We start from the raw sequence: 19,356 nt of genomic DNA, 5'->3' as shown, positions 1-19,356 counted from the left end.
GCCGACCAGCGCGCACGAGAAATTATCGGTGGGAAGATCTAGCAGATCTCTTTATGAAGCTGCACGGCAAACCCATCGGTCATGCTGGTGATATAGTCCAAAACCATCATCACCCTTTCGTACTCGTCTCTTCCTTCTCCCAGCTTCCAACTACCGGCTGCCTTCCTTGCTTGATAGTCGAGACGGAATCGAAGCGGGACGGAGAGGATCAGAGACTTCTCAAACGCCTTCATCTCGCTATTTTCATCTGAATCGATATTAACGGGATTCGTGCAATGAATGGCAGCCGGAACGAACTTATCTAACAGGCCCCTGAGAACCGTGTTCGCGGTCAGATTCTTCTTCATGTTTTGCGGGGAGTTGTACACGTACTTGTTCATGATGACCTTCAAAAACTTTATGGTTGCGTAGTGGTTCCCGAAAATGACGGAATCGACATCGGCGCATTTTCGAAGCTCCACGCTCGATCCGCAGAAAATGTCGCTGCCGGCAATCCCGCCCGCAGCAGAAAACCGCAACCACCTGCGCGTGATGTCCACCCATCGAGAAACGTAGGTTTCTTGGAGCTGGGAGCATTGATGGTCATCGTTAGCGATAGAGGGGTTTTCCCTCAAAGCCGCTTGAAACGTATGCAGCTCTCCTTCTCCCAAAAACGAATGCGTTCCTTCGCCTTTGAGACGAGATCGCAAATTTGGGCACAGGGCATCGAGTAGCCGCCTGTCGTCCATCGATCCCGCCATGACAACAAGCAAGTCCATAAGAGTAGCTGTGTACGTTTCGTATCCTTGAGGCATCCCACCTACGCCTGCCGCATACGAGCGCACAACATCGCCTACAGAAAACATACCCTTGCGAAAAGCGTCCTCGAAATCCGCGGTTACGTAAGAAATGTCATCCGAAGCCTCGAGAATAAACGAGAGCGGGTGCCTGCAGCCTTCCAGAATATTCACATAACAACCCGGAGTGCTTTCCGAGTAAAGCCTCGAATCCTCTGCAACCGATTCGATAAAATCCTCGACCCGCTTTCGATCAGACAAGAAGCAATTGTACTTCCCCTTATGGGCGCTCGCCTCTTCGGAGTCCGATACCCAGGGATACTTTGCAATCGAGAAAAGGGTCGTCGCCGTCAGGTTAAGCCTCCTGCCGTCGTACATGCATGAGGAACAGAGAGCGATTCGCAACGAATTGGCATTGCCTTCGAACTTCTTCAAGTCAGCGTAGCCCTCTTTGCAAATACCAGCCCGATGCCCATCGCTGCCTTCCAGGCAATACGTTCGCTCGTTTTCGCTAAACCAAGAGCCTATCACCTGCTCTCCAAAATGACCGAACGGAGGATTCCCCGCATCATGCAACAGGCAAGCGGCCATCAACGAGTAACGCAGCGAAGTAACATCCTGCTCGCTGTCGATACAAGACCCTATGCTCTTTCCGATGCCCGCTTCGCGGTTGCGACGCGCATGCCACGCATTGTTGGGATTCTCAGCGTTGCGAGAAAGTATTTCTTCGAGAATGCTGCTTGCGGTGGTCGCAACCTCATACGAATGCGACAAACGAGTGCGAACGTGATGCTCTTGATCGAGAGGGAAAACCTGGGTTTTGTCTTTCAAGCTTCGAAGCTCTATGCTGGATACAACGCGTCGGTAGTCTTCAATAGAGCCATTTCCGGCCTTATCGAAGGATTCGTAGGATTCAGGAACAAGCTGCTTATTCTCTTCTCCGTTCGGCTCGGCCATTGCCCTCTTTGGCGAAATACGCCACCAAGCGGAACAGAACTTTTCCATTTTCCCCTATCCCTTCCTCGCGCCTTCCGGCAAGTTCGCATAGCTTCTTTAGCATATGCAAAAGTTGACCTTTCGTCATTTTACCGTCAAACATGGCAAGATCCTATAGCAAGATCCTATACTAAGCGGAAAGGTGGGTTTGCTCCGCTCGAGGATAATAGAGCCGGAAGCGACTTCCGGCTCTATCCATTTCGTGGAGGAGATGACGGGATTCGAACCCACGACCCCCACGTTGCGAACGTGATGCTCTCTCAAGAAGTACGTATAGCATCACGTTTGATTTTATGCTTGAAAAATATTGGATAAAATGTCCAATTTGTAACGGAAAGACGAGGGTTCAAGTATTATATAATACGGTATTAAGAAATTTTCCTCTTTTCTGCCCTAAATGTAAATTAACGCATATCGTTGATGTTGAAAAACTAGAAATCATAATCAAAAACTCTGAAAAACAAACTTTTTAATTTTGAAAAGGAAGGATATTTAAATGAAACACTTACCTAAAAGTACACCTACGGAAATATTGAATGACCCATACGGATTTACTTACAAAGAAATGTCGGAAGTAATTGGAGAGGATAAAGCAAGAGCCTTATATACGGAATTGTATAAACAGCCATTTCACAAAGAAAATCTATCAATATCAACAAAAAAGTCTATAAAAGTAGCGATACTGAAAAGTATGTTTATGAATTGAAAGATAACAGGTATATTGAAACGGTTTTTATTAAACGGCGAGATGGTGGGACTGTTTGCGTAAGTACGCAAGTTGGTTGTTCTGTTGGCTGTATTTTTTGTGAGTCCGGACGCAATGGTTTTGTTCGTAATCTAACACCGTCTGAAATTGTGCAGCAGGTTGTATTGATACGTCAAAAAGTAAATCGTATCGTTTTTATGGGAATGGGAGAACCTTTATTCAATTACGACAACTTGATTGCAGCAATCCATATTCTTCGAGATAGAAATGGACTTAACTTTCCAACCGACGGCATTACCGTATCAACAGTTGGTCCAGTTAATCAATTAAAAAAATTGCGCGAAGAACATCTAAAAATTCAGTTGACAATATCTTTACATGCAGCAACACAGGCTGCGAGAAACTGTATCATTCCTCATATGCACATGTACGCTATTGAAGATGTTGTTAAGCAAGCATTGTCCTATTCTCAAAGGCATAATCGAAAAGTGGTATTTGCGTATTTGCTTTTACCAGGTATAAATGACCGTTCCTCAGATATAAGGCAACTTGCAAAATGGTTTAAGGGCAAAAATGTTATGATTAACGTGCTGCAATACAACCCGACGAGTAATTCAAAAATTAGAGCACCACAAAAACAAGAAATGGTTGCGTTCAAACATCAATTAGAGCAAACAGGACTTGAAGTTACCATGAGAGTTTCTCATGGTAGAGAGATTAAAGCAGCTTGTGGACAGTTAGCTAATACATATAATAAAGCCAAAAAACAACAGAAATAATGTATGAAAATGGTGATACGTCCTTCGCTTTCGGGCCGCTCGCTTTCCCGGGCAAGGAGAGTCTCCGCCCTTGATTGCAGGATTGGTTTTGGGCATACTCCCTTTATCGGCTTTCGAAAGGGGCGATCTTGGAAAACGATAGCGACGGAATCGACGATGGGGCCAAAGCCATAAGTGATATTGCATTGGTTTCTTCTCGCTCCATCGACGTCAAGAGCCTTATCCATGTCGTGAGGAACCAGCAGGTTATGCTCGATAGCGATCTGGCTTCTCTCTACGACGTAGAGACCAAGGTCTTCAATCAAGCAGTTAAGCGCAACGAAAGCCGTTTTCCCGATAGGTTCAGATTCCGGCTTTCCTCTGAAGAGTACGAGCGTTTGAGGTCACAAACTGTGACCTCAAACGGGAGAGGCGGAAGGCGCTACCTCCCTTACGCATTCACGGAGCAGGGCATCGCGATGCTTTCGGCGGTTCTCCGCAGCGATGTCGCGATCGAGACGAGCATTCGCATCATGGACGCTTTCGTAGAGACGCGTCGCTTCCTCACAAGCAATGCAGCGCTTTTCGAGCGCATCGGACAGGTCGAGTTAAAACAACTCGAATACCAGAAGACCACCAACAAAAGGCTCGATCAAATTTTCGCCTACCTAGAAGATACGCCTGAAACGACTCAGAAGATTTTCTTTGACGGCCAGTTATTTGACGCATTCAGTCTCATGGTCGAGCTCGTCCAGAAAGCTCAACGAGAGATCGAGCTGATAGATAGCTATGTTGATGTTTCGACTCTAAATATTTTGGCAAAGAAAGCGGCAGGCGTTTCCGTATCCGTGCACACGCTTCCCAATGCACGGCTAACAAGGGCCGACATCAACACGTTCAACTCTCAATACCCGACACTGACGGTGCAACGTACCTCTGCCTTTCATGATCGCTTCTTGATCATAGACCGTTCGATCGGGTATCACATTGGCGCATCCTTCAAAGACGCCGGCAAAAAGTGTTTTGCCATAACGAAAATCCAAGATGCCCAGATGGTGGAAGGCCTTCTCGAACGACTGAAGAAGATTTGAAAAGCAGGGAGCAATTTCATGGTCGCACCTTGAAAAATCGGGGCGAAGCCGTTGGCCTCGCCCCGATCAGGTTTCCGTGGTGGAGATGATGGGATTCGAACCCACGACCCCCACGTTGCGAACGTGATGCTCTCCCAGCTGAGCTACATCCCCACGGGTAGTGCGCTTATCGCGCGGGGCAATATTCTGCCTGTCTTGGAGGCATTTGTCAAATGGCAATTGCAGACGATCTGCAAAATGCACACGAACGGGGCTTACAGCTCGGCATTCTCGTCGATGAACATGGCGTTCGCCTCGTCGGCGGAAACGTGTTTGAGGATATCTCCCGGCTGGCATTTAAGCACCTCGCACAGCATGTCGAGCGTGCTGAAACGGACGGCTCTGATTTTGCCTGTCTTGATGCGCGAGAGATTGACGTTGGTGATTCCCACCTTGTCAGCAAGCTCGTTCAGCGAGATATGCCGATCCGCCATGATCTCGTCAAGATGAAGAACGATTGGCATCGAGCCCACCTACAAGGTTTCGTCCGAAAGCTTTTGCAGAAGTATGCCGTATTTGAACACAAAAGAAAAAGCGAATACAACAGCCGCGGCTATAATAGCAAACAGATCAACCGTCGCAACCGATGGTCCAGCCCAATCTTGTCGAGCAAATGAAGAACAGTAGGTAATAGCGAACTCCAGAATTGCATAAACAAGTAAAGCCGCCATCAGCCGCAGCCTTCGCACTTGGATCATTGTGAACGGCGAACATCCTTTTGAAGCATCCGAAAATATCTTAATGAGAGTCACGCACGTTACAGCCATAACCGCACAAGAAAAAACATACATGACCAGTGCCGGTAAGTTTAAATAGCCCACATTATTGATTGAGTTCGAATCAAAAAGAGCTATGGTCATGACAATTATTGTGGCAACCCACCAAATGCATACCAAAGCAAAAACCAGCTTCATAAGCGCACAAATAAATTTGCATACTTTGTTCGTCCTATCAAGCGACAACTCTGTTTCTTTTACATCGGCATCCATCAACCCCAACCTCTCATTTTGCATCCACAAACAAAAAGGCCTCTTCCTCAAGTATGAAAGAGGCCTTGTAATAACGCAATTATCAATCATTTGTTGGATTAAATTCCAATAGCCAAACACGGTCCTCCATTAAGACCGATCGGCAAACAAATAGACAGCGTTTCCGCGTCGCTATAGAACAGCATTCTTTCACCTCCTTTGTTGTAGCGATTCTGACATGGCTTTTCCCAGGACGTCGTAGAATGCCTGGGTCATCAGGCAGTAGGAGTCCTTCGACTCCAAATTGCCCGATTCGAACAGCGAGCGGGCTCGGCAGCCTCCCCCGCAGATTCGCAGATACCGGCACGATCCGCAGTCCTCGAACTTTTCGGCGTCGAGCGTTTGGAACGTGCGAGACACATCCGTCTGCAACGCATCGAGCACGGCGCCCGTGAACGCGTTGCCCATGGCAAGCTCCGGGCGATGCAGCATGTGGCACGGGTAGATGGTGCCGTCGGCGTCTACGCTGAGCGACTTGCAGCCGGCCCCGCAGTTGCGCTTCACCGTGAGGTTCACGCCTACGGGCGCATCCATCGCGGGAAGGGGCTTGCCGTTGTCAAGCGTCAGCAGCGCGCGGCCCAGCATGCGCAGCTCGTCCGCGCCGGGCAGCAGGCCTCCCAACACCTCGTCGTCAGGCTCGCAGGTAAGCAGGCTGAAGTTCAGCGACGCACCCAAATCGCGCGACAGCTGCACGTACAAGGCCAGATCGTCCACGTTCTTCGCATGTACCGTGGGAATGATGTGCGCCGGGATGCCCGCACGCTGCACCATGCGCACGGCTTCCACCAGCTCGTCGAAGCGCTGCTCGCTTCTGATGTACGCCGGCGCGGCAGCCGAGCAGCCGTCGAACGACACCGACACGCAATCGACGTTCGGCGCCAGCCGCTCCAGCGATTCCTCGGTCATGCGCGTGCCGTTCGACAGCACGGTGACCGACGCGATGCCGCAGGCGCGCTTCGCGTGCTCCACGATGTCGGGAAGATCCTCGCGTAAGAACGGCTCGCCGCCCGAGATGATCAGCTGCGACAATCCGGCGGCGGCAAGCCCTTCCACCGCGCACTTCATGTCGGCCAGAGGCGCGTCGGCCAGGCGGTTGCGATGCTCGTCTAGCGAGTAGCAGCCTGCGCATGCGAGGTTGCAGCGCTGCGTGACGTGCAGGTACGCCGAAAGCACGCGCGGCTCGGCAACGACCCGCTGGAAGAAGCCGCCGCGCGCAAGATGTTCCAGCAACGCCGGATCCACCGCGGTCACATCGTCCTCGGGAACATCCTCCTCGAGCATGCGCGAGCAAACCGCAGCGCCCCGCTCGGTCAAACCGATCGCATATCCGGTATCGAGGCAGCCCACCATCGGGATTCCCGCGAAGTCGAACAGAACTACCTCTTCGGTAAACCTCATACACCCAGCCCCTCGTCGTACGATCGATGCATCCGAACAAACATGGCGCAAAACCGTCTCTCCACGCTTACAAAAGCATACTAGCATTCAATGAAACCTTGCTGCTAGGGGGCTTCTGAAATACCGGTGCGACAAGTTGCGTAATCCGATGATTACAATTAGGAATTTTGCAGTCCATCTGGGCATTCAGTCGGAACAAAACGGCGAAGCCACCATCACAGATTTAATGTTTTATGATAAATTGTCTGACGTTAAGATTACTGCAGAGCCACGATCATCGGAAAAGAGCCGCCGTCATGAATATCAGCCGATCGGAGCATATCGTGACCGCCGGACGCAATGGAAGCCTCTCATTGCCATTGCGCGCATAAACGCGATCTTCAACGATCGCACTAGATGATACCACGAGCGAACCACCGGACTTGAAAGGGATGACGCTGATGAACACTCCCGCAGATCGTGAACTGAACAAGCGCCTCATCGACATCTCCAAAGCTTTGACTACGCTTCTTTGCGGAGCCTCTACCGTCGACGATTCCGCCTACATCCGCGACGAGGCGCTTCGCACCGTTGCGGAGCAATCGGAGCTGGCTCGGCTGAAGCTCTCGCGCGCCGCCTCGGGAAAGTAGCGCCGAACGGGAGAAGGCCGACGCCCTTGCACGGACGCCGACCTTCTTGACCGCAGATGAAACGCAATCCGCGATAGGAACGCTGTCCTTTAAGCGTTCGCCACCGCCGAGGCTCCGGCGATGCGGCCGAACACGATGAGGTCGGTGAACGAGTTGCCGCCCAGACGGTTGCCGCCCTGCACGCCGCCGGTGACTTCGCCGCACGCGAACAGGTTGGGGATGGGCTCGCCCGCCTCGGTGCACACCTGCGCATCGGTGGTGATGCACAAACCGCCCATGGTGTAGTGGATGGTGGGGATGCGCTTGGAGGCGTAGTACGCGGGATCGGACAGCTCGGTGCCCAGCAGCTCCTTGCCTGGGGCGATCTGCGTGTCGACGCCGGCTTTCACGCAGGCGTTGTATCCCTCCACCGTCTCGGCCAGCGCATCGGCCGGCACGCCGATCTGGTTCGCCAGATCTTCGATGTCGTCGGCCTTGAAGCTGTGGCCCTTCTCCACCAGCTCGGCGATCTGGTCGGCGCGGTCGGCCGCGATGTCGGTGGAGTCCACGAGCAGCCACATCTCGTCGTTGGGCTGTTCGAGGATGGCGTCGGCGATGGTGTCGCGGCGCTCGTCCTCGCGGATGAATCGCTTGCCCTCGTCGTTGACCATCACGTAGTCCTCGACGCCCAGCCAGTTGCCCACGAACGTGGCCACGCCGCCGTTCTGCGGGTCGCCCAGCGGGTGGATCTGCACCAGCTCCATGTTGCGCAGGCCCGCGCCCACGCCTTCGCCCAATCCCAGGCCGTCGCCGGTAGACGAGCACACATTCGACGAGGGCATGTCCTTCGTCACGCGCTTGTCGTACTCCATGGCCAGCTCGGCGTTGCGGGAGTAGCCGCCCGTGGCCAGCACCACGGACTTCGCGCGCACGGCAACGGAAGCGCCGCTCGAAGGACGGGTTCCGGCGACGCCCGTCACCTTGCCGCCCTCCTCGACAAGCTGTTCGACCTTCGCGTCGGTGTACAGCGTGACCTTGCCGGTCTTGTCGGCGCTGTCCTTCAGGCACGACACGTAGTAGCTGCCGCCCTGCTCGCCCTTCTTCTCCACCTCGACGGCGTGACCGCGCTGCCATAGGCCGCCGATGGCCGTGAACGGTTCCTTCTCGTACACCAGGCCGTGGTCCTCCATCCAGTGCACGGCGTCCAGCGCGTTGTCGGCCAGGATGCGCACGAGCGCGGGATCGCCCAACTCGTCGCCGCCTTCGAACGTCTGCTGGTAGAACAGGTCAGGCGAATCCTCGATGCCGAGGGGCTCTTGACGCTCGGGGTCGGGCGCGTTGAGCGTGCCCTCGCCGGCGTTCGTGTTGCCGCCGTAGATGTCCATCTTCTCCAGCATGACCACCGTCTTGCCGGCCTCCGCCGCGGTGACGGCCGCCGCGAACGCCGCGCCGCCGGAGCCCACGACGCACACGTCGCAGTCTTCGTCGATAGCGGCCGCGGGCTCGATGCCCGTGTCGGCCTTCTTGAGGGCCTTCACGTCGCCGCCCGCCTGGTCGACGCACTCGGCCACGGCCGTGGCGAAGGCCATGGACGACAGCGAAGCGCCCGTGACGGTGTCGAAGTTGAGGCTTTGCGACTGGAGATACTTGTCCTTGAGGATATCGATGGCGGCATCGCCGATGTTGCGGCTTTCCTCGTGCTCGACATCGATGGCGTCGATAGCGTCGTCGGTGAACGTGACCTTCACGTTGACGGCGCCGTTGCGGCCCTCGGCGCTGGCCTCGTAGGTGCCGGCTTTGTACGCCTGCGAGCCCACGCCGCCGTTCGCGTCGGCCTTCGGCGAGCAGCCGGCCAGGCCGAGCATGGCCAACGCCATGGTTGCGGCGCTGCCGCAGACGAACTGGCGGCGGTTCATCTGCAGGCGCGTGCGCACGTTCGCCTCGATGCGACTCATGGCTTCTTCCATACGCTGGCGGGCGGCGATTTCGTTCGGGTTCTGGATCATGGCTCCTCCTTGGTTGTGTCTGCTTCCCTCACCGTCGCGGCGCGACCCTTCGCTCAGCCGCTGCCGGATCGCGATCGGCTGACGAGCGGGAAGATCAGGGAGGGAATGCCCGCCGGTCGATCACGATGGGTTCATGATGCGGCGCAAACGGGTGGCGCAACAGTACACGGACGGGGTGTTTTCGCAGGTTGTGCCATGACACGAACCGGGTGATATACTGTGCGGCATGGAATATCGCGACGCATACGACCCCATCCCGCTGGAAGACGTGCACGAAACGCACGGGCCCAACGACGCGGGCATGATGACGCACCAGTTCTACGCGTTCAACACGATCATCACCCTGCAAGCCTACGCCGATGCCGCGCAGTGCGCCCCCGCGTTCGACGCGGCCCGCGGCGCGAGTCGCGCGTTCGAGCGGCGGCTTTCGCGCACGCTGCCGCACTCCGACATCTCGCGGCTGAACGCGGCTGCAGGCAAGCGCGTGGCCGTCCACGACGACACGGCCGAGCTGCTGCGCGCGGCCATCGGGTACTGCGCCGACAGCGAGGGCCTGTTCGACGTCACCGTGGGCTCGGCGGTGCGGCTGTGGAACTTCCACGAGGGCACGGTGCCCGAGCGCGCCGACGTGGAGCGCGCGCTGACGCACGTGGATTGGCGCGCGCTGCGCGTAAGCGAGGCCGGAGAGCCCGGCGGGTCCTGGGCGCAGCTGGCCGACCCGCAGGCGGCCGTGGATGTAGGCGGCATCGCGAAGGGATGGATCGCCGACCGGCTTTCCGCGGTGCTAGCCGAGCACGGGTTGGACTCGTTCGTGGTGAACCTGGGCGGCAACGTGATGGCGCACGGGCAGAAGCCAGACGGCAGCCCATGGCGCGTAGGCTTGCAGGATCCGCGCGACAAGGGCTCCATCGTGGGCGCCGTGACCGTGCGCGACGCCTCGGCCGTGACCAGCGGCGTGTACGAGCGCTGCTTCGAGCGAGATGGCGTGTTCTACCACCACATCCTCGACCCGAAGACGTGCTTCCCCGTCGAGACGGATGCCGCGGGAGCCACCGTGGTGGCGCGCCGTTCGATCGATGCGGAGGGCTACTCGACCACCCTGCTGGCATTGGGGATCGAACGCGGCCTGGCGTTCGCCCGCGAGCGCGATGCGATCCTGGGCGCGTATTTCGTGGACCGGGACGGCAAGGTGGCAGGGATCGCCTAGCCCTGCGCGATCAGGTCCAAGATCTCCTGCTTCGAATGGACGTCGAGCTTCGCGTAGATGTGCTTCGAGTGGGACCGCACGGTGTTCTCGCTGATGAACAGGCTTTCTGCAATATAGCTTTTCGAGCGGCCCTTGCACAACAGCTGCAGCACCTCCACTTCGCGCGCGGTGAGGCCCCGCTGGGACCCCAAGCGCTCGCAGCCCTCGTCGATGCTCGCGAACATGGAGCGTTCGGGCGCGGGGCCTTCCAAATCGGCGAAGATGCGGCGCTGCGAGAAGTTCGCCTCGTTGAGCGCGAACACCGCGGCGATGGTCAGCAGGTAGGCCAACGCCAACAGCACCGCGGATCCCGCGCCGTGCAGCCCTTCCGCTTTGCCCGCCAGCTCGCCCAACGCGAACGGCAGCGAGTAGGCGATCCAGCCCGAGCCGAAGATGACGTAAGGCGACGTGCGCGAATGATGCGCCACGTCGGCCAGCATCGTCCAGAACAGCATGACCACGAGCGTCTGCGCGATGGAGATGAGCACGAGCGCCCAGCCCGCCCACGCCGAGCCGATGACGGGCAGGAAGAACAGCCCCGTGGCCGTGAACAGCAGGATCGCGCGCCACAGGCTGGAAAAGCGCAGCAGGCCGCCCTTCGCGAACACCCACCACAGCACGCACAGAGCCACCGCGATCTCGGCCCCGTGGTGCGCGGACGTCATCATCCAGAACGGGGTGTAGTCGGCTTGGATGGGCATGCCCTGGATCACGCCGATGATCAGGCTGTACGCAGCTACGCCGAACAGGATCTTCCACGGGATGGACATGGGGTTCTGGTCGTAGAACATCCGCGGCTCGCGCTCCGTCGGCGGCTGCTTGCGTTGCGCGCGGCGCGCCAGCGCGGCCGAGGCGAACGGCAGCGCCATGAGCACGACGGCCGCCGGAACGGGCGGCAGCAGGTCGATGGGCACCTTGAGCGCGGAGCCTACGGCCATGGCGCAGAAGATGCACGCGATGGCCTCGCGAACGTCGAGCTTCGCGTAGAACGGCGCCCATTGCAGGTACAGCCATGCCACGCCGATGCCCGCCGCCACCGCGGCCGCCGTGGCGCTGGCGGCCCCCGTCAGGGGCAACGGCACCACCAGCAGCAGGGTCGCAGCCGCCTGCAACGCGGCCAGCGGCCAATCCAGCTTGGGCGCCACGCGCTGCGCCTTGCCCTTCCAGGCCAGCAGCATCACCGCCAGCATGAACGCCGACAGCGCGATGTACAGCGGGATGCCGATGACCACGCCGCCGAAGTCGAGCCCCGCGCGGTGCGCCACGCAGTATATCCAAACATGCGGTGCGCAGATGCCCAGGTACGACACGTCGAAATGCCGCAGCACGTACGGCAAACGCACGCCTTCCTTTGCCCGATCTTGCGCCACGGTCCCTCCTCTTGCGTCGATCCCCGACCCGCTTTCCACCCCGCTATTCTATACGCTGACCTCGCTGCACGACAGAAGAAACAAGGCCGGAAACGCAAAACGGGTGCCGCGCTTGCGACACCCGTCGGTTTGCCGGAACCAGCCCTGAGCCGTTAGGACAGGACCTTCTCCTCTTCCTGCTCGTCCATAAGATCCGCGGCGGGCGCACCGTCGGCCGACTCGGGCACGAAGGGCTCGAACAGCGGCTCGCCGTTCTGGGACAGCTCCACCATGCCCGTCAGCACGTCGACGTACTGGTAGGACTGGCGGGAGGTGCGGCCGCGCTTGCGATCCACCTCGAGGATGAACAGCTGCGGGTGCACCTGCATGAGAACGCCTTCGCTCTCGACGATTTTCGACCGACCCATATTGGCCCGAACTTTCAGGCGTTGACCTACGAAGTCGTGTAACGTATCATGAATGGAGTCGACGATTTTGGCTTGTTTCGCTAAATCCATGCTCACTCTTTCTCGCGTATGCCAGTGTGCAGAAATGACAGCCTCAAATTATACCACCTGAGTCAATACTCTACAGAATCTGCACGGATTGTCCCCAAGTCCATAACAATTCAAACCTCGCGCCTCGTCACGTGAAACCCCCGTGGAAGCGGGCGCCGTGCGAGCGCTGCCGTCCGCGGAGGCTTCGAGCTCCTCACGGACGCACATGCTAGAATGGCCGCGAACATAGTGCGAAAGGATCCACGTGAGCTCGAAGAAAGACAAGAAGAAGAAACCGGACAAGAAGAAGGCGGAAGCGAAAAAGACGGCATCGGTGCTCGACGGACGCGTGTGCCCCTGCTGCAAGAAGCACTGCCCGCTTGCGAAGCCCAAGTGCAGCAAAGGCAAGGCCGTGCGCGCCAAAGCGCTGAAGGACGCCTAGCCCGCGACCGAGACTCGCGAAGGCGCACCGCCCCGTTCGGTCCACGGGTGCACCGATTCGCACGGTTCCGCTGTTAAACCAATATTGACATAGCCGGGCCGGGCCGTCCCGCGAGGACTCGCCGGCGGCTCGGAGGCCCTCTTCGGCCGTCGGCCGGGCGCCCGTCCCGCTCGATCGCCGGCTCCCCGACAGAGGAGGCGGCGCACGGCGGCGCATGTCAATATTGGTTTAACAGCGGACGCACGGCGATGTGCAGCAAAAACGAGGTTTTGGCAGTCGGAACCTCATTCGGCCGTCGCGGGAAGCTCTTTTGCGGGCAGCGCGACGAAGAAACCCCAGGTCGCGTTTCGCTCTATGCGCCGGCGAGGTGGCTCGCGCTGCCAAAACCTCGTTTTTGCTGCACATCGCCCGCGGATTTGCGACGCGAGGGGGGCCGCGAGCTGCTCGGCGGCAAGCCCCTCGGCAGACGAGCCCTCTTCAGCGACCGAACCGTTCAAGCGATCTGCTGGAAGGCGCAGCCGAGGCGGACGAACTCGGGGAGGTCGAGGGTCTCGCCGCGGAGGCGGGGATCGATGCCGGCGCGCTCGAACAACTGCGGGAGCCGGGCGATGACGGCGGCCCCTTGCGGGCCTCGTCCGGCGAAGTAGGTTTTGCAGGAGTTCGACAGCGTTTTGCGGCGCGTGGCGAACGCGGCCTCGGCCATGGTGCAGGCGGCGGCGATCGCATCGGCATCGAGCGGCACGCCTTGGTCGTCGAAGACCGGGCGGCGGTTCAGGCGCAGCACGGCGCTCTCCACCCGCGGCGGCGGGAAGAAGTTGCCCGGCCCTACGGCGAAGCGCCCGGCCGGCTCGGCGTACAGGCGCAGCTTCACCGTGTAGGCGCCGTAGTTCTTCGTGCCCGGGCTGGCGGCCATGCGGTCGGCCACTTCCTTCTGCACCATGACGGTGGCGCTTTCCAGCGACGCGAACCGCTCGAAGTAGTCGAGCACCACGGTGGCGGCCACGGCGTAGGGCAGGTTCGCCACCAGCTTGTTGGGTAAAAGCCTCATGGGTCCAGCTACGTCAGCGAGGGTTTCCGTGGTGCCCGAGATCGTGGGGAGGGCGAAGGCGCTGCGTACTTCGGTACGCGAGCCTTGGGCCTCGCCGCGAGATCGGGCACCACGGGAAGCCGCAGCGTCGAGTGGTTCCGCTGATTGGAAATCAGCGGAACATAAATCAAGCGCGTCTTTGTTGAGCAGGGCGAATCGGTCGGCCCAGGGGGACAGCGTCTCGGCCAGCACGGCGGGCAGGTCGGGGTCGCGCTCCACCGACAGCACGCGTCCGACGCTCTTCAGCAGCGCGACGGTGAGCGTGCCGATGCCCGGCCCCACCTCCAGCACGTAATCGTCGGGCACAAGATCGGCCAGGGCGACGATTTTCTGCAAGATGGCGTCGTTGATGAGGAAGTTCTGGCCGAGCGAGTACTTGGTCGAAAGCCCGTGCGCTTCCAGGACGGCACGCGTCTCGGACACGCTGGCCAGCGGCGACAGCTTCGTCATCAGACCTGCCCCACCGCGCGTGGAAACGTGCCTTCGGGACCAGTGCACGTGTAGGCCGAAGCCGGATGTACGCGGCCGCCCTCCAGCACGTCGGAGCCCGAAGGGAGCGCGCCGTCCGCGCTGACGAGGCCCACCCAGTCGTGCACGGATTCCAGCGCGAAGCCCGCCACGGCCAACGCCGAGCGCGCCTCGCCCACAAGCGGGCCGAACCCGTGCGGGTCGCCCCCCTCGCCCACCACGTACAGGCTTGCCGGTCGCTTCGGCTTGGCGCGCCAGTTGGCGTAGAAGTACGGCTGCAGGCGGTCGAGGAACGCCTTGAGCTGGGACGGCGCGCCCGCGAAGTACACCGGCGACACCACCGTCAGCTGATCGCAAGCGTTCAGCATCTCGCGCACGCGCAGCATGTCGTCCGAGATGATGCAGTACAGCTCGTTGCGCCCTGTGGTGCGCGCGCACGTCTCGCATCCCGTGCAGGGCGAGATGCGCACGTCCGCGAGCGACACGAGCCGCACGTCGTCGTCGGCGCAGGCGTCCTCGAACGCGAAGCGCACGGCCTCCGCGACGCCCGCGCTGCGCCCCCGCGCCCGAGGGGAACCGCTGATGATGAGTCGCTTCACAAGCGTCACGCTCCTTTGTTCTTCTGCCAAGCGGTGGCCGGGCGATCCAGCAGTTCGCGCGCATTGTCCATGAGCCGAGCGAGGAACTCCTCGCGCTGGGCCCCGGGCGCCCGCCCGCACGCCTCGGCCAGCCGTTCCGCCGTGAACAGCACGTGGTCGGGCAGGCAGGTCATGCCGCGCATGGGCTCGGGCGTCATGTACGGCGCATCCGTCTCGGTGAGCAGGCGGTTCACCGGCACGCGGGCCGCGGCCTCGCGCGTGTCGTCGGCGTTCTTGAACGTGAGCGCCCCGCCGAAGGCCACGTAGCACCCTTCCTCGACCCACGGCTCCAGCGTGGCCCAGTCCAGGTTGAAGCAGTGCAACAGCGTGCCCGCCTCGGGGAAGCCCTCTTCGCGCATGATGGCCAGCGCCTCGTCATGCGCCTCGCGCAGGTGCAGCGCGACGGGCAGCCCCGCCTCCTTCGCCAAGCGGAGCTGACGACGGAAGGCCTCGCGCTGATCGTCGCGCGGCGAGAAGTCGTAGTGGTAGTCCAAGCCGATCTCGCCGAGCGCGGCCACGCGCGGGTCCTTGAGCATACGGCGCAAATCGGCCTCCAAGCCGTCGTCGTAGTACTTCGCGTTATGCGGGTGGCACCCGACGGCGATCCGAACCCGCGGCACGCGCGGGAAGGGGTCGCTTCAAGTCCAGCCGACGAAGCGCTTGGCAGCCGCAGCGGCCTCGAACCGCCACGAGTTCAAGCGATCGAACGTGGTCGTTCCGTCTTCGAACACGTCCACGATGGTGCAGACGAACTCCACCTTGTGAGCTGCGCAGCGCGCGAGCGCGTACGACGGATCGGGCAGAAGCTGCAGGTGGGCGTGCGTGTCGGCCACCGGCCCCTCGAGCTGGGGAGCGTCCACCACGCGGTAACGGCCGTGCTTGCGCTTCTGCCGGAACTGCGGATCGTCGAAGACGGGTTCCTGTCGTTCGTCGTCGGCCACGCGATTACTCCATGCTCAGGTCGATGGCGTCCATGTCCAGGCGCGGGAACAGGGGGTCGCCGATTTCCACCGGGTTGCCGGCGGGCAGCTGGCCCCAGGCCGTCGCGGCCTCGATGTCGGTCACGGCCTCGATGTCGCCCAGCGACAGGCGACGGAACACCTCGGCCGACGTGTTCGGCATGAACGGCGCCATGTACAGCGCGATGATGCGGATGGCCTCGAGCGCGTTGTAGATGACCTCGGCCAGCTCGCCGGCGGTCTCCTCGCTCTTCGCGAGGTTCCACGGGGCGCTCTCCTCCACGTAGAGGTTCACGCGGCCGGCCAGCTTCTGCACGGCGGCCGCGGCGGCCGTGAAGTCGACGGCGCCCAGGGCGGCGTCGTACTCGGCGTACAGCTCGTCCGAGATGGCGCGCAGCGGGTTCTCCTTCGCGAGAACCCCGGCGGACACCTCCGGAACCTGGCCGTCGAAGTACTTCTTCGTCATGTTGAACACGCGGCTGCACAGGTTGCCCCAGGTGTTCGCCAAATCGGCGTTGTAGACCTGCACCATGCGCTCCATGGAGATGGAGCCGTCGGCGCCGAACTGCACGTCGCTCATGAAGTAGTAGCGGTACGCGTCCACGCCGAACACCTTGCAGAGGTCCGCGGGCTTCAGCGCGTTGCCCTTCGACTTCGACATCTTCTCGCCCTTGGTGAGCAGGAAGCCGTGGCCGAACACCGTGTGCGTGATGGGCAGCCCGGCCGCCATCAGCATGGCGGGCCAGATGACGCAGTGAAAACGCGTGATGTCTTTGCCCACGAAGTGGTACTGCATGGGCCAGCGGGCGTCGAACTCGCCGGCGCGCTCGCCCTCGTCGCCGTAGCCGATGCCGGTGAGGTAGGCCAGCAGCGCGTCGGCCCACACGTAGGCCACGTGACCCTCGTCGAACGGCAGCGGCACGCCCCAGTCGAACGTGCTGCGCGAGATGGACAGATCCTTCAGACCGCTCTTCACGAACGACACGATCTCGTTCTTGCGCGTCTCGGGACGGATGAAGTCGGGGTTCTCCTCGTAGAACGCCAGCAGCTTGTCGCCGAACTCGGACAGCTTGAAGAACCAGTTCTCCTCGCCGCCCGCCTTCTGCACGGGGCGCTTGCAGTCGGGGCACACCAATTCGCCCTCGTCGTTCTTCTCGAGGTCGCTCTCGGCGTAGTAGGTTTCCTCGTGCACGCAGTACCAGCCTTCGTAGCTGCCCTTGTAGCACCAGCCCTTGTCGTAGAGGTCCTGCCAGAACTTCTGCACGGTAACGGCGTGGCGCGGCTCGGTGGTGCGCACGAAGTCGGTGTAGGTGATGCCCAGCATATCCCATGCGTCGCGGAATGCGGGCTCCATGGAATCGCACCAATCCTGCGGGGTCATACCCTTGTCGGCAGCGGTGTCGGCCACCTTCTGGCCGTGCTCGTCCATGCCCGTCACGAACGCCACGTCGTAGCCGTTCATGCGCTGGTAGCGCGCCACGGTGTCGGCGGCGATGGTGGTGTACGCGGTGCCGAGGTGCGGGGCCGCGTTGACGTAGTAGATGGGGGTGGTGAACGAGTAGGTTCCCTTTGACATGGTGCTTCCTCACATTTCGGGGCCGCGCGGCGCATGATGCCTCGTCAGCCGGCTTTCGAGCGCCGCCGCTCATGATGCGGCGCGCTTGGACGACGCGCGCCAACCAGCATTCGTTCGCCAGTTGGCAAGCAACTGGATATTCTAGCACGAGGAAACGCTTCGACCCCTCGTCCCCGCAGATCGCACGCGAATGTTTCACGCCCGCGATGCAAAGGAATCCCGAACCTTGCCGCAACGTGCCCCAAACCTTAAGAAATGCTTACAGCACGCTTAAGTTTCACTTGCGTTGCGCCAGCACCGGTAACCGCGGCGGCACGACACCGTATACTGGCCGAAACGAAGGAAGCACTCACCGATGGCGAAGGAGGACCGATGCAGACGAACCCCGCGCGACGCTTCGCGTCGGCTGTCGCTTCCCTGCTCGGCTGCCTCCTTCTCATCGCGCTGTTCATGGTACAGCTCCGGTACACGGGCTACGAATCGGGGCTCGTTCCCGTCGCGCACGCCAATGGAAACGCGGTCGTCGCGCACGTCCCCGCTTCCCCGCGCACCACCGTCACCGCCGAATACTGCAGCGAGGTGGTGGCCGCCCTCGACCCAAACAACCCGTCAGGACGAACATCCACGCAGCTGACGTTCGACGACTCCTGGTTCTTCCACGACGCCCGCACCTACCAGCACGATCTGGCCACGGCCTGTTCCGTGTTGGCGGCGGTGTGCAATTCCGAATCCCAGTACTACGACGGCGTGGCCGGTTCGCTGCCCTACGCCGAGCGGACGCTTGGCGCGCTGGGATTCCACGACGTGCGCACCGAGTCGTACGCGATGCGCAGCAGCGTCCTCGACGAGGTCAGCTCACTGTTGGTGGGATCGAGCGACGTGGCCGCGTACACGTTGGCCAGCAAGACCATCGCTTCGGACGGCGACGGGAAGCCCGTCACGCTTCTGTTCGTGGGCATCCGCGGCACGTACGGCGCAGAGTGGCTCAGCAACTTCAACTTCCTGGGCGCCGGCTCCGACGATGCCGACCACCGCGGGTTCAAAGCGGCCGAGGAAGAGGTCGAGAAAGCAGTGCGCTCCTACGCGAGCGATCTGGGCATCGACCCCGCTCACACGCGCATTCTCATCACAGGGCACAGCCGCGGCGGGGCCATCGCGAACCTGCTGGCCGCCGACCTCGGCGACCCGGACGACGACGCGTCGGCGCTGGCGCCCTCGTCCGGCATCTACGCTTACACGTTCGCCGCCCCGTGCGCCACGCGCGCTGACGACCGGCACGATCCGAGGTTCGGCAACATCTTCAACGTGGTGAACGAGGCGGACATCGTCACGCAGCTGCCGCTTTCCTCCTGGGGTTTCGGACGCTACGGCTCCACCATCACGCTGCCCAGCACCGTAAGCGTCGACTTCGACGATTCGTACGCCATCGTGCAGACCGCCTACCAGCGCAACACCGGCTACGCGTTAGGATGCGACGAGGACGACTTCGCCACGCTGAGCACGTTCGGCTCCACGGCATCCACCCGCGTGCCCACGCTCGACGCGCTGGTCAGCCCATTGGGCATCGTCGGTGCCGTGCAGTCGCTCCTCGGCCTCGACCTTTCGGCCGCGCTGACCGCCCACTACCCCGACACGTACATCGCCTGGATGCAGGCCGGCGCGGCCGATCAGCCGGCTTCGGCCTGATT

Annotated in this window: 19 protein-coding genes, 1 tRNA gene and 1 pseudogene; 7 read left to right on the top strand and 14 right to left on the bottom strand. The window is 60.4% G+C overall.

The window, feature by feature from the left end; translation table 11 throughout:
* Positions 1-38: 38 nt before the first annotated feature.
* On the bottom strand, positions 39-1,733 hold the full coding sequence (gene dgt, locus GT590_RS13575) for a dGTP triphosphohydrolase (RefSeq protein WP_035585704.1): 1,695 nt from the start codon (positions 1,731-1,733) through the stop codon (positions 39-41).
* Positions 1,705-1,875, bottom strand: a complete 171-nt coding sequence (locus GT590_RS13570) for a hypothetical protein (RefSeq protein ID WP_161171171.1) — start codon at positions 1,873-1,875, stop codon at positions 1,705-1,707. The genes dgt and GT590_RS13570 overlap by 29 nt, the downstream gene beginning before the upstream one ends.
* Positions 1,876-2,065: 190 nt before the next feature.
* Between GT590_RS13570 and GT590_RS13565 the strand changes: the two genes are divergently transcribed.
* The 3 genes and pseudogenes from GT590_RS13565 (at position 2,066) to GT590_RS13555 (ending at position 4,327) form a co-directional block, all read left to right on the top strand.
* On the top strand, positions 2,066-2,245 hold the full coding sequence (locus tag GT590_RS13565; protein WP_161171170.1) for a cysteine-rich KTR domain-containing protein: 180 nt from the start codon (positions 2,066-2,068) through the stop codon (positions 2,243-2,245).
* A 23-nt stretch (positions 2,246-2,268) separates the two neighbouring features.
* A pseudogene (gene rlmN / locus GT590_RS13560) lies at positions 2,269-3,257 on the top strand (23S rRNA (adenine(2503)-C(2))-methyltransferase RlmN).
* A gap of 128 nt (positions 3,258-3,385) precedes the next feature.
* Positions 3,386-4,327 carry an ORF6N domain-containing protein gene (locus GT590_RS13555; protein WP_197054162.1) on the top strand — a complete coding sequence of 314 codons (942 nt, stop codon included), beginning with the start codon at positions 3,386-3,388 and terminating at the stop codon, positions 4,325-4,327.
* Positions 4,328-4,404: 77 nt separating this feature from the next.
* On the opposite strand, the gene GT590_RS13550 is transcribed toward GT590_RS13555, so the two are convergent.
* The 4 genes from GT590_RS13550 to GT590_RS13535 form a co-directional block, all read right to left on the bottom strand.
* Positions 4,405-4,480, bottom strand: a tRNA-Ala gene (locus GT590_RS13550).
* Between the two features lie 101 nt (positions 4,481-4,581).
* Entirely contained in the window at positions 4,582-4,830 is a 249-nt protein-coding gene (locus tag GT590_RS13545) for a helix-turn-helix transcriptional regulator (RefSeq protein ID WP_015761323.1), read from the bottom strand.
* Between the two features lie 9 nt (positions 4,831-4,839).
* Positions 4,840-5,355 (bottom strand): hypothetical protein, encoded by a 516-nt coding sequence (locus GT590_RS13540; RefSeq protein WP_161171169.1) that lies wholly within the window; start codon positions 5,353-5,355, stop codon positions 4,840-4,842.
* 189 nt (positions 5,356-5,544) lie between these two features.
* Positions 5,545-6,792 carry a radical SAM protein gene (locus tag GT590_RS13535; RefSeq protein ID WP_021409712.1) on the bottom strand — a complete coding sequence of 416 codons (1,248 nt, stop codon included), beginning with the start codon at positions 6,790-6,792 and terminating at the stop codon, positions 5,545-5,547.
* A gap of 440 nt (positions 6,793-7,232) precedes the next feature.
* On the opposite strand from GT590_RS13535, the gene GT590_RS13530 reads away from it, so the two are divergent.
* Positions 7,233-7,421: a hypothetical protein gene (locus tag GT590_RS13530; protein ID WP_021409720.1), complete on the top strand. Its 189-nt coding sequence runs from the start codon at positions 7,233-7,235 to the stop codon at positions 7,419-7,421.
* An 89-nt stretch (positions 7,422-7,510) separates the two neighbouring features.
* Here the strand turns inward: GT590_RS13530 and GT590_RS13525 are convergent, their stop codons facing one another.
* Positions 7,511-9,406 (bottom strand): flavocytochrome c, encoded by a 1,896-nt coding sequence (locus tag GT590_RS13525; protein ID WP_086414331.1) that lies wholly within the window; start codon positions 9,404-9,406, stop codon positions 7,511-7,513.
* Between the two features lie 226 nt (positions 9,407-9,632).
* Here GT590_RS13525 and GT590_RS13520 point away from each other — a divergent pair, with 226 nt between their 5' ends.
* Positions 9,633-10,613 (top strand): FAD:protein FMN transferase, encoded by a 981-nt coding sequence (locus GT590_RS13520; protein ID WP_161171168.1) that lies wholly within the window; start codon positions 9,633-9,635, stop codon positions 10,611-10,613.
* Here GT590_RS13520 and GT590_RS13515 read toward each other — a convergent pair.
* Both GT590_RS13515 and GT590_RS13510 read right to left on the bottom strand, forming a co-directional pair.
* Positions 10,610-12,022: a helix-turn-helix transcriptional regulator gene (locus GT590_RS13515; RefSeq protein WP_015761328.1), complete on the bottom strand. Its 1,413-nt coding sequence runs from the start codon at positions 12,020-12,022 to the stop codon at positions 10,610-10,612. The two genes, GT590_RS13520 and GT590_RS13515, sit on opposite strands and share 4 nt — an antisense overlap.
* A gap of 152 nt (positions 12,023-12,174) precedes the next feature.
* Positions 12,175-12,519, bottom strand: coding sequence for a Veg family protein (locus tag GT590_RS13510; RefSeq protein WP_009306718.1), 345 nt, complete (start codon positions 12,517-12,519; stop codon positions 12,175-12,177).
* Positions 12,520-12,763: 244 nt separating this feature from the next.
* Between GT590_RS13510 and GT590_RS14340 the strand changes: the two genes are divergently transcribed.
* Positions 12,764-12,940, top strand: a complete 177-nt coding sequence (locus GT590_RS14340; protein ID WP_015761329.1) for a hypothetical protein — start codon at positions 12,764-12,766, stop codon at positions 12,938-12,940.
* A gap of 493 nt (positions 12,941-13,433) precedes the next feature.
* Here the strand turns inward: GT590_RS14340 and GT590_RS13505 are convergent, their stop codons facing one another.
* The 5 genes from GT590_RS13505 to metG are packed head-to-tail and all read right to left on the bottom strand — an operon-like array spanning position 13,434 to position 17,668.
* Positions 13,434-14,477 (bottom strand): rRNA adenine dimethyltransferase family protein, encoded by a 1,044-nt coding sequence (locus GT590_RS13505; RefSeq protein ID WP_015761330.1) that lies wholly within the window; start codon positions 14,475-14,477, stop codon positions 13,434-13,436.
* The gene (locus GT590_RS13500) at positions 14,477-15,094 is read right to left on the bottom strand and encodes a flavodoxin family protein (protein WP_015761331.1); all 618 of its coding nucleotides are present in this window, start codon (positions 15,092-15,094) and stop codon (positions 14,477-14,479) included. The genes GT590_RS13505 and GT590_RS13500 overlap by 1 nt, the downstream gene beginning before the upstream one ends.
* A 5-nt stretch (positions 15,095-15,099) precedes the next feature.
* Positions 15,100-15,753, bottom strand: a complete 654-nt coding sequence (locus GT590_RS13495) for a TatD family hydrolase (RefSeq protein ID WP_161171167.1) — start codon at positions 15,751-15,753, stop codon at positions 15,100-15,102.
* An 18-nt stretch (positions 15,754-15,771) separates the two neighbouring features.
* Positions 15,772-16,074 (bottom strand): nitrate ABC transporter substrate-binding protein, encoded by a 303-nt coding sequence (locus tag GT590_RS13490; protein WP_161171166.1) that lies wholly within the window; start codon positions 16,072-16,074, stop codon positions 15,772-15,774.
* A 4-nt stretch (positions 16,075-16,078) separates the two neighbouring features.
* Positions 16,079-17,668 (bottom strand): methionine--tRNA ligase, encoded by a 1,590-nt coding sequence (metG, locus tag GT590_RS13485; protein ID WP_015761332.1) that lies wholly within the window; start codon positions 17,666-17,668, stop codon positions 16,079-16,081.
* A 372-nt stretch (positions 17,669-18,040) separates the two neighbouring features.
* Between metG and GT590_RS13480 the strand changes: the two genes are divergently transcribed.
* On the top strand, positions 18,041-19,354 hold the full coding sequence (locus GT590_RS13480) for a lipase family protein (RefSeq protein ID WP_015761333.1): 1,314 nt from the start codon (positions 18,041-18,043) through the stop codon (positions 19,352-19,354).
* The last annotated feature ends 2 nt before the right edge of the window (positions 19,355-19,356 follow it).

Origin of the sequence: Eggerthella sp. BIOML-A1, from assembly GCF_009875595.1 — a bacterium.
GTDB lineage: Bacteria > Actinomycetota > Coriobacteriia > Coriobacteriales > Eggerthellaceae > Eggerthella > Eggerthella lenta.
The sequence above is the reverse complement of the archived record's forward strand: the minus strand, read 5'-3'. Positions and strand labels throughout refer to the sequence as shown.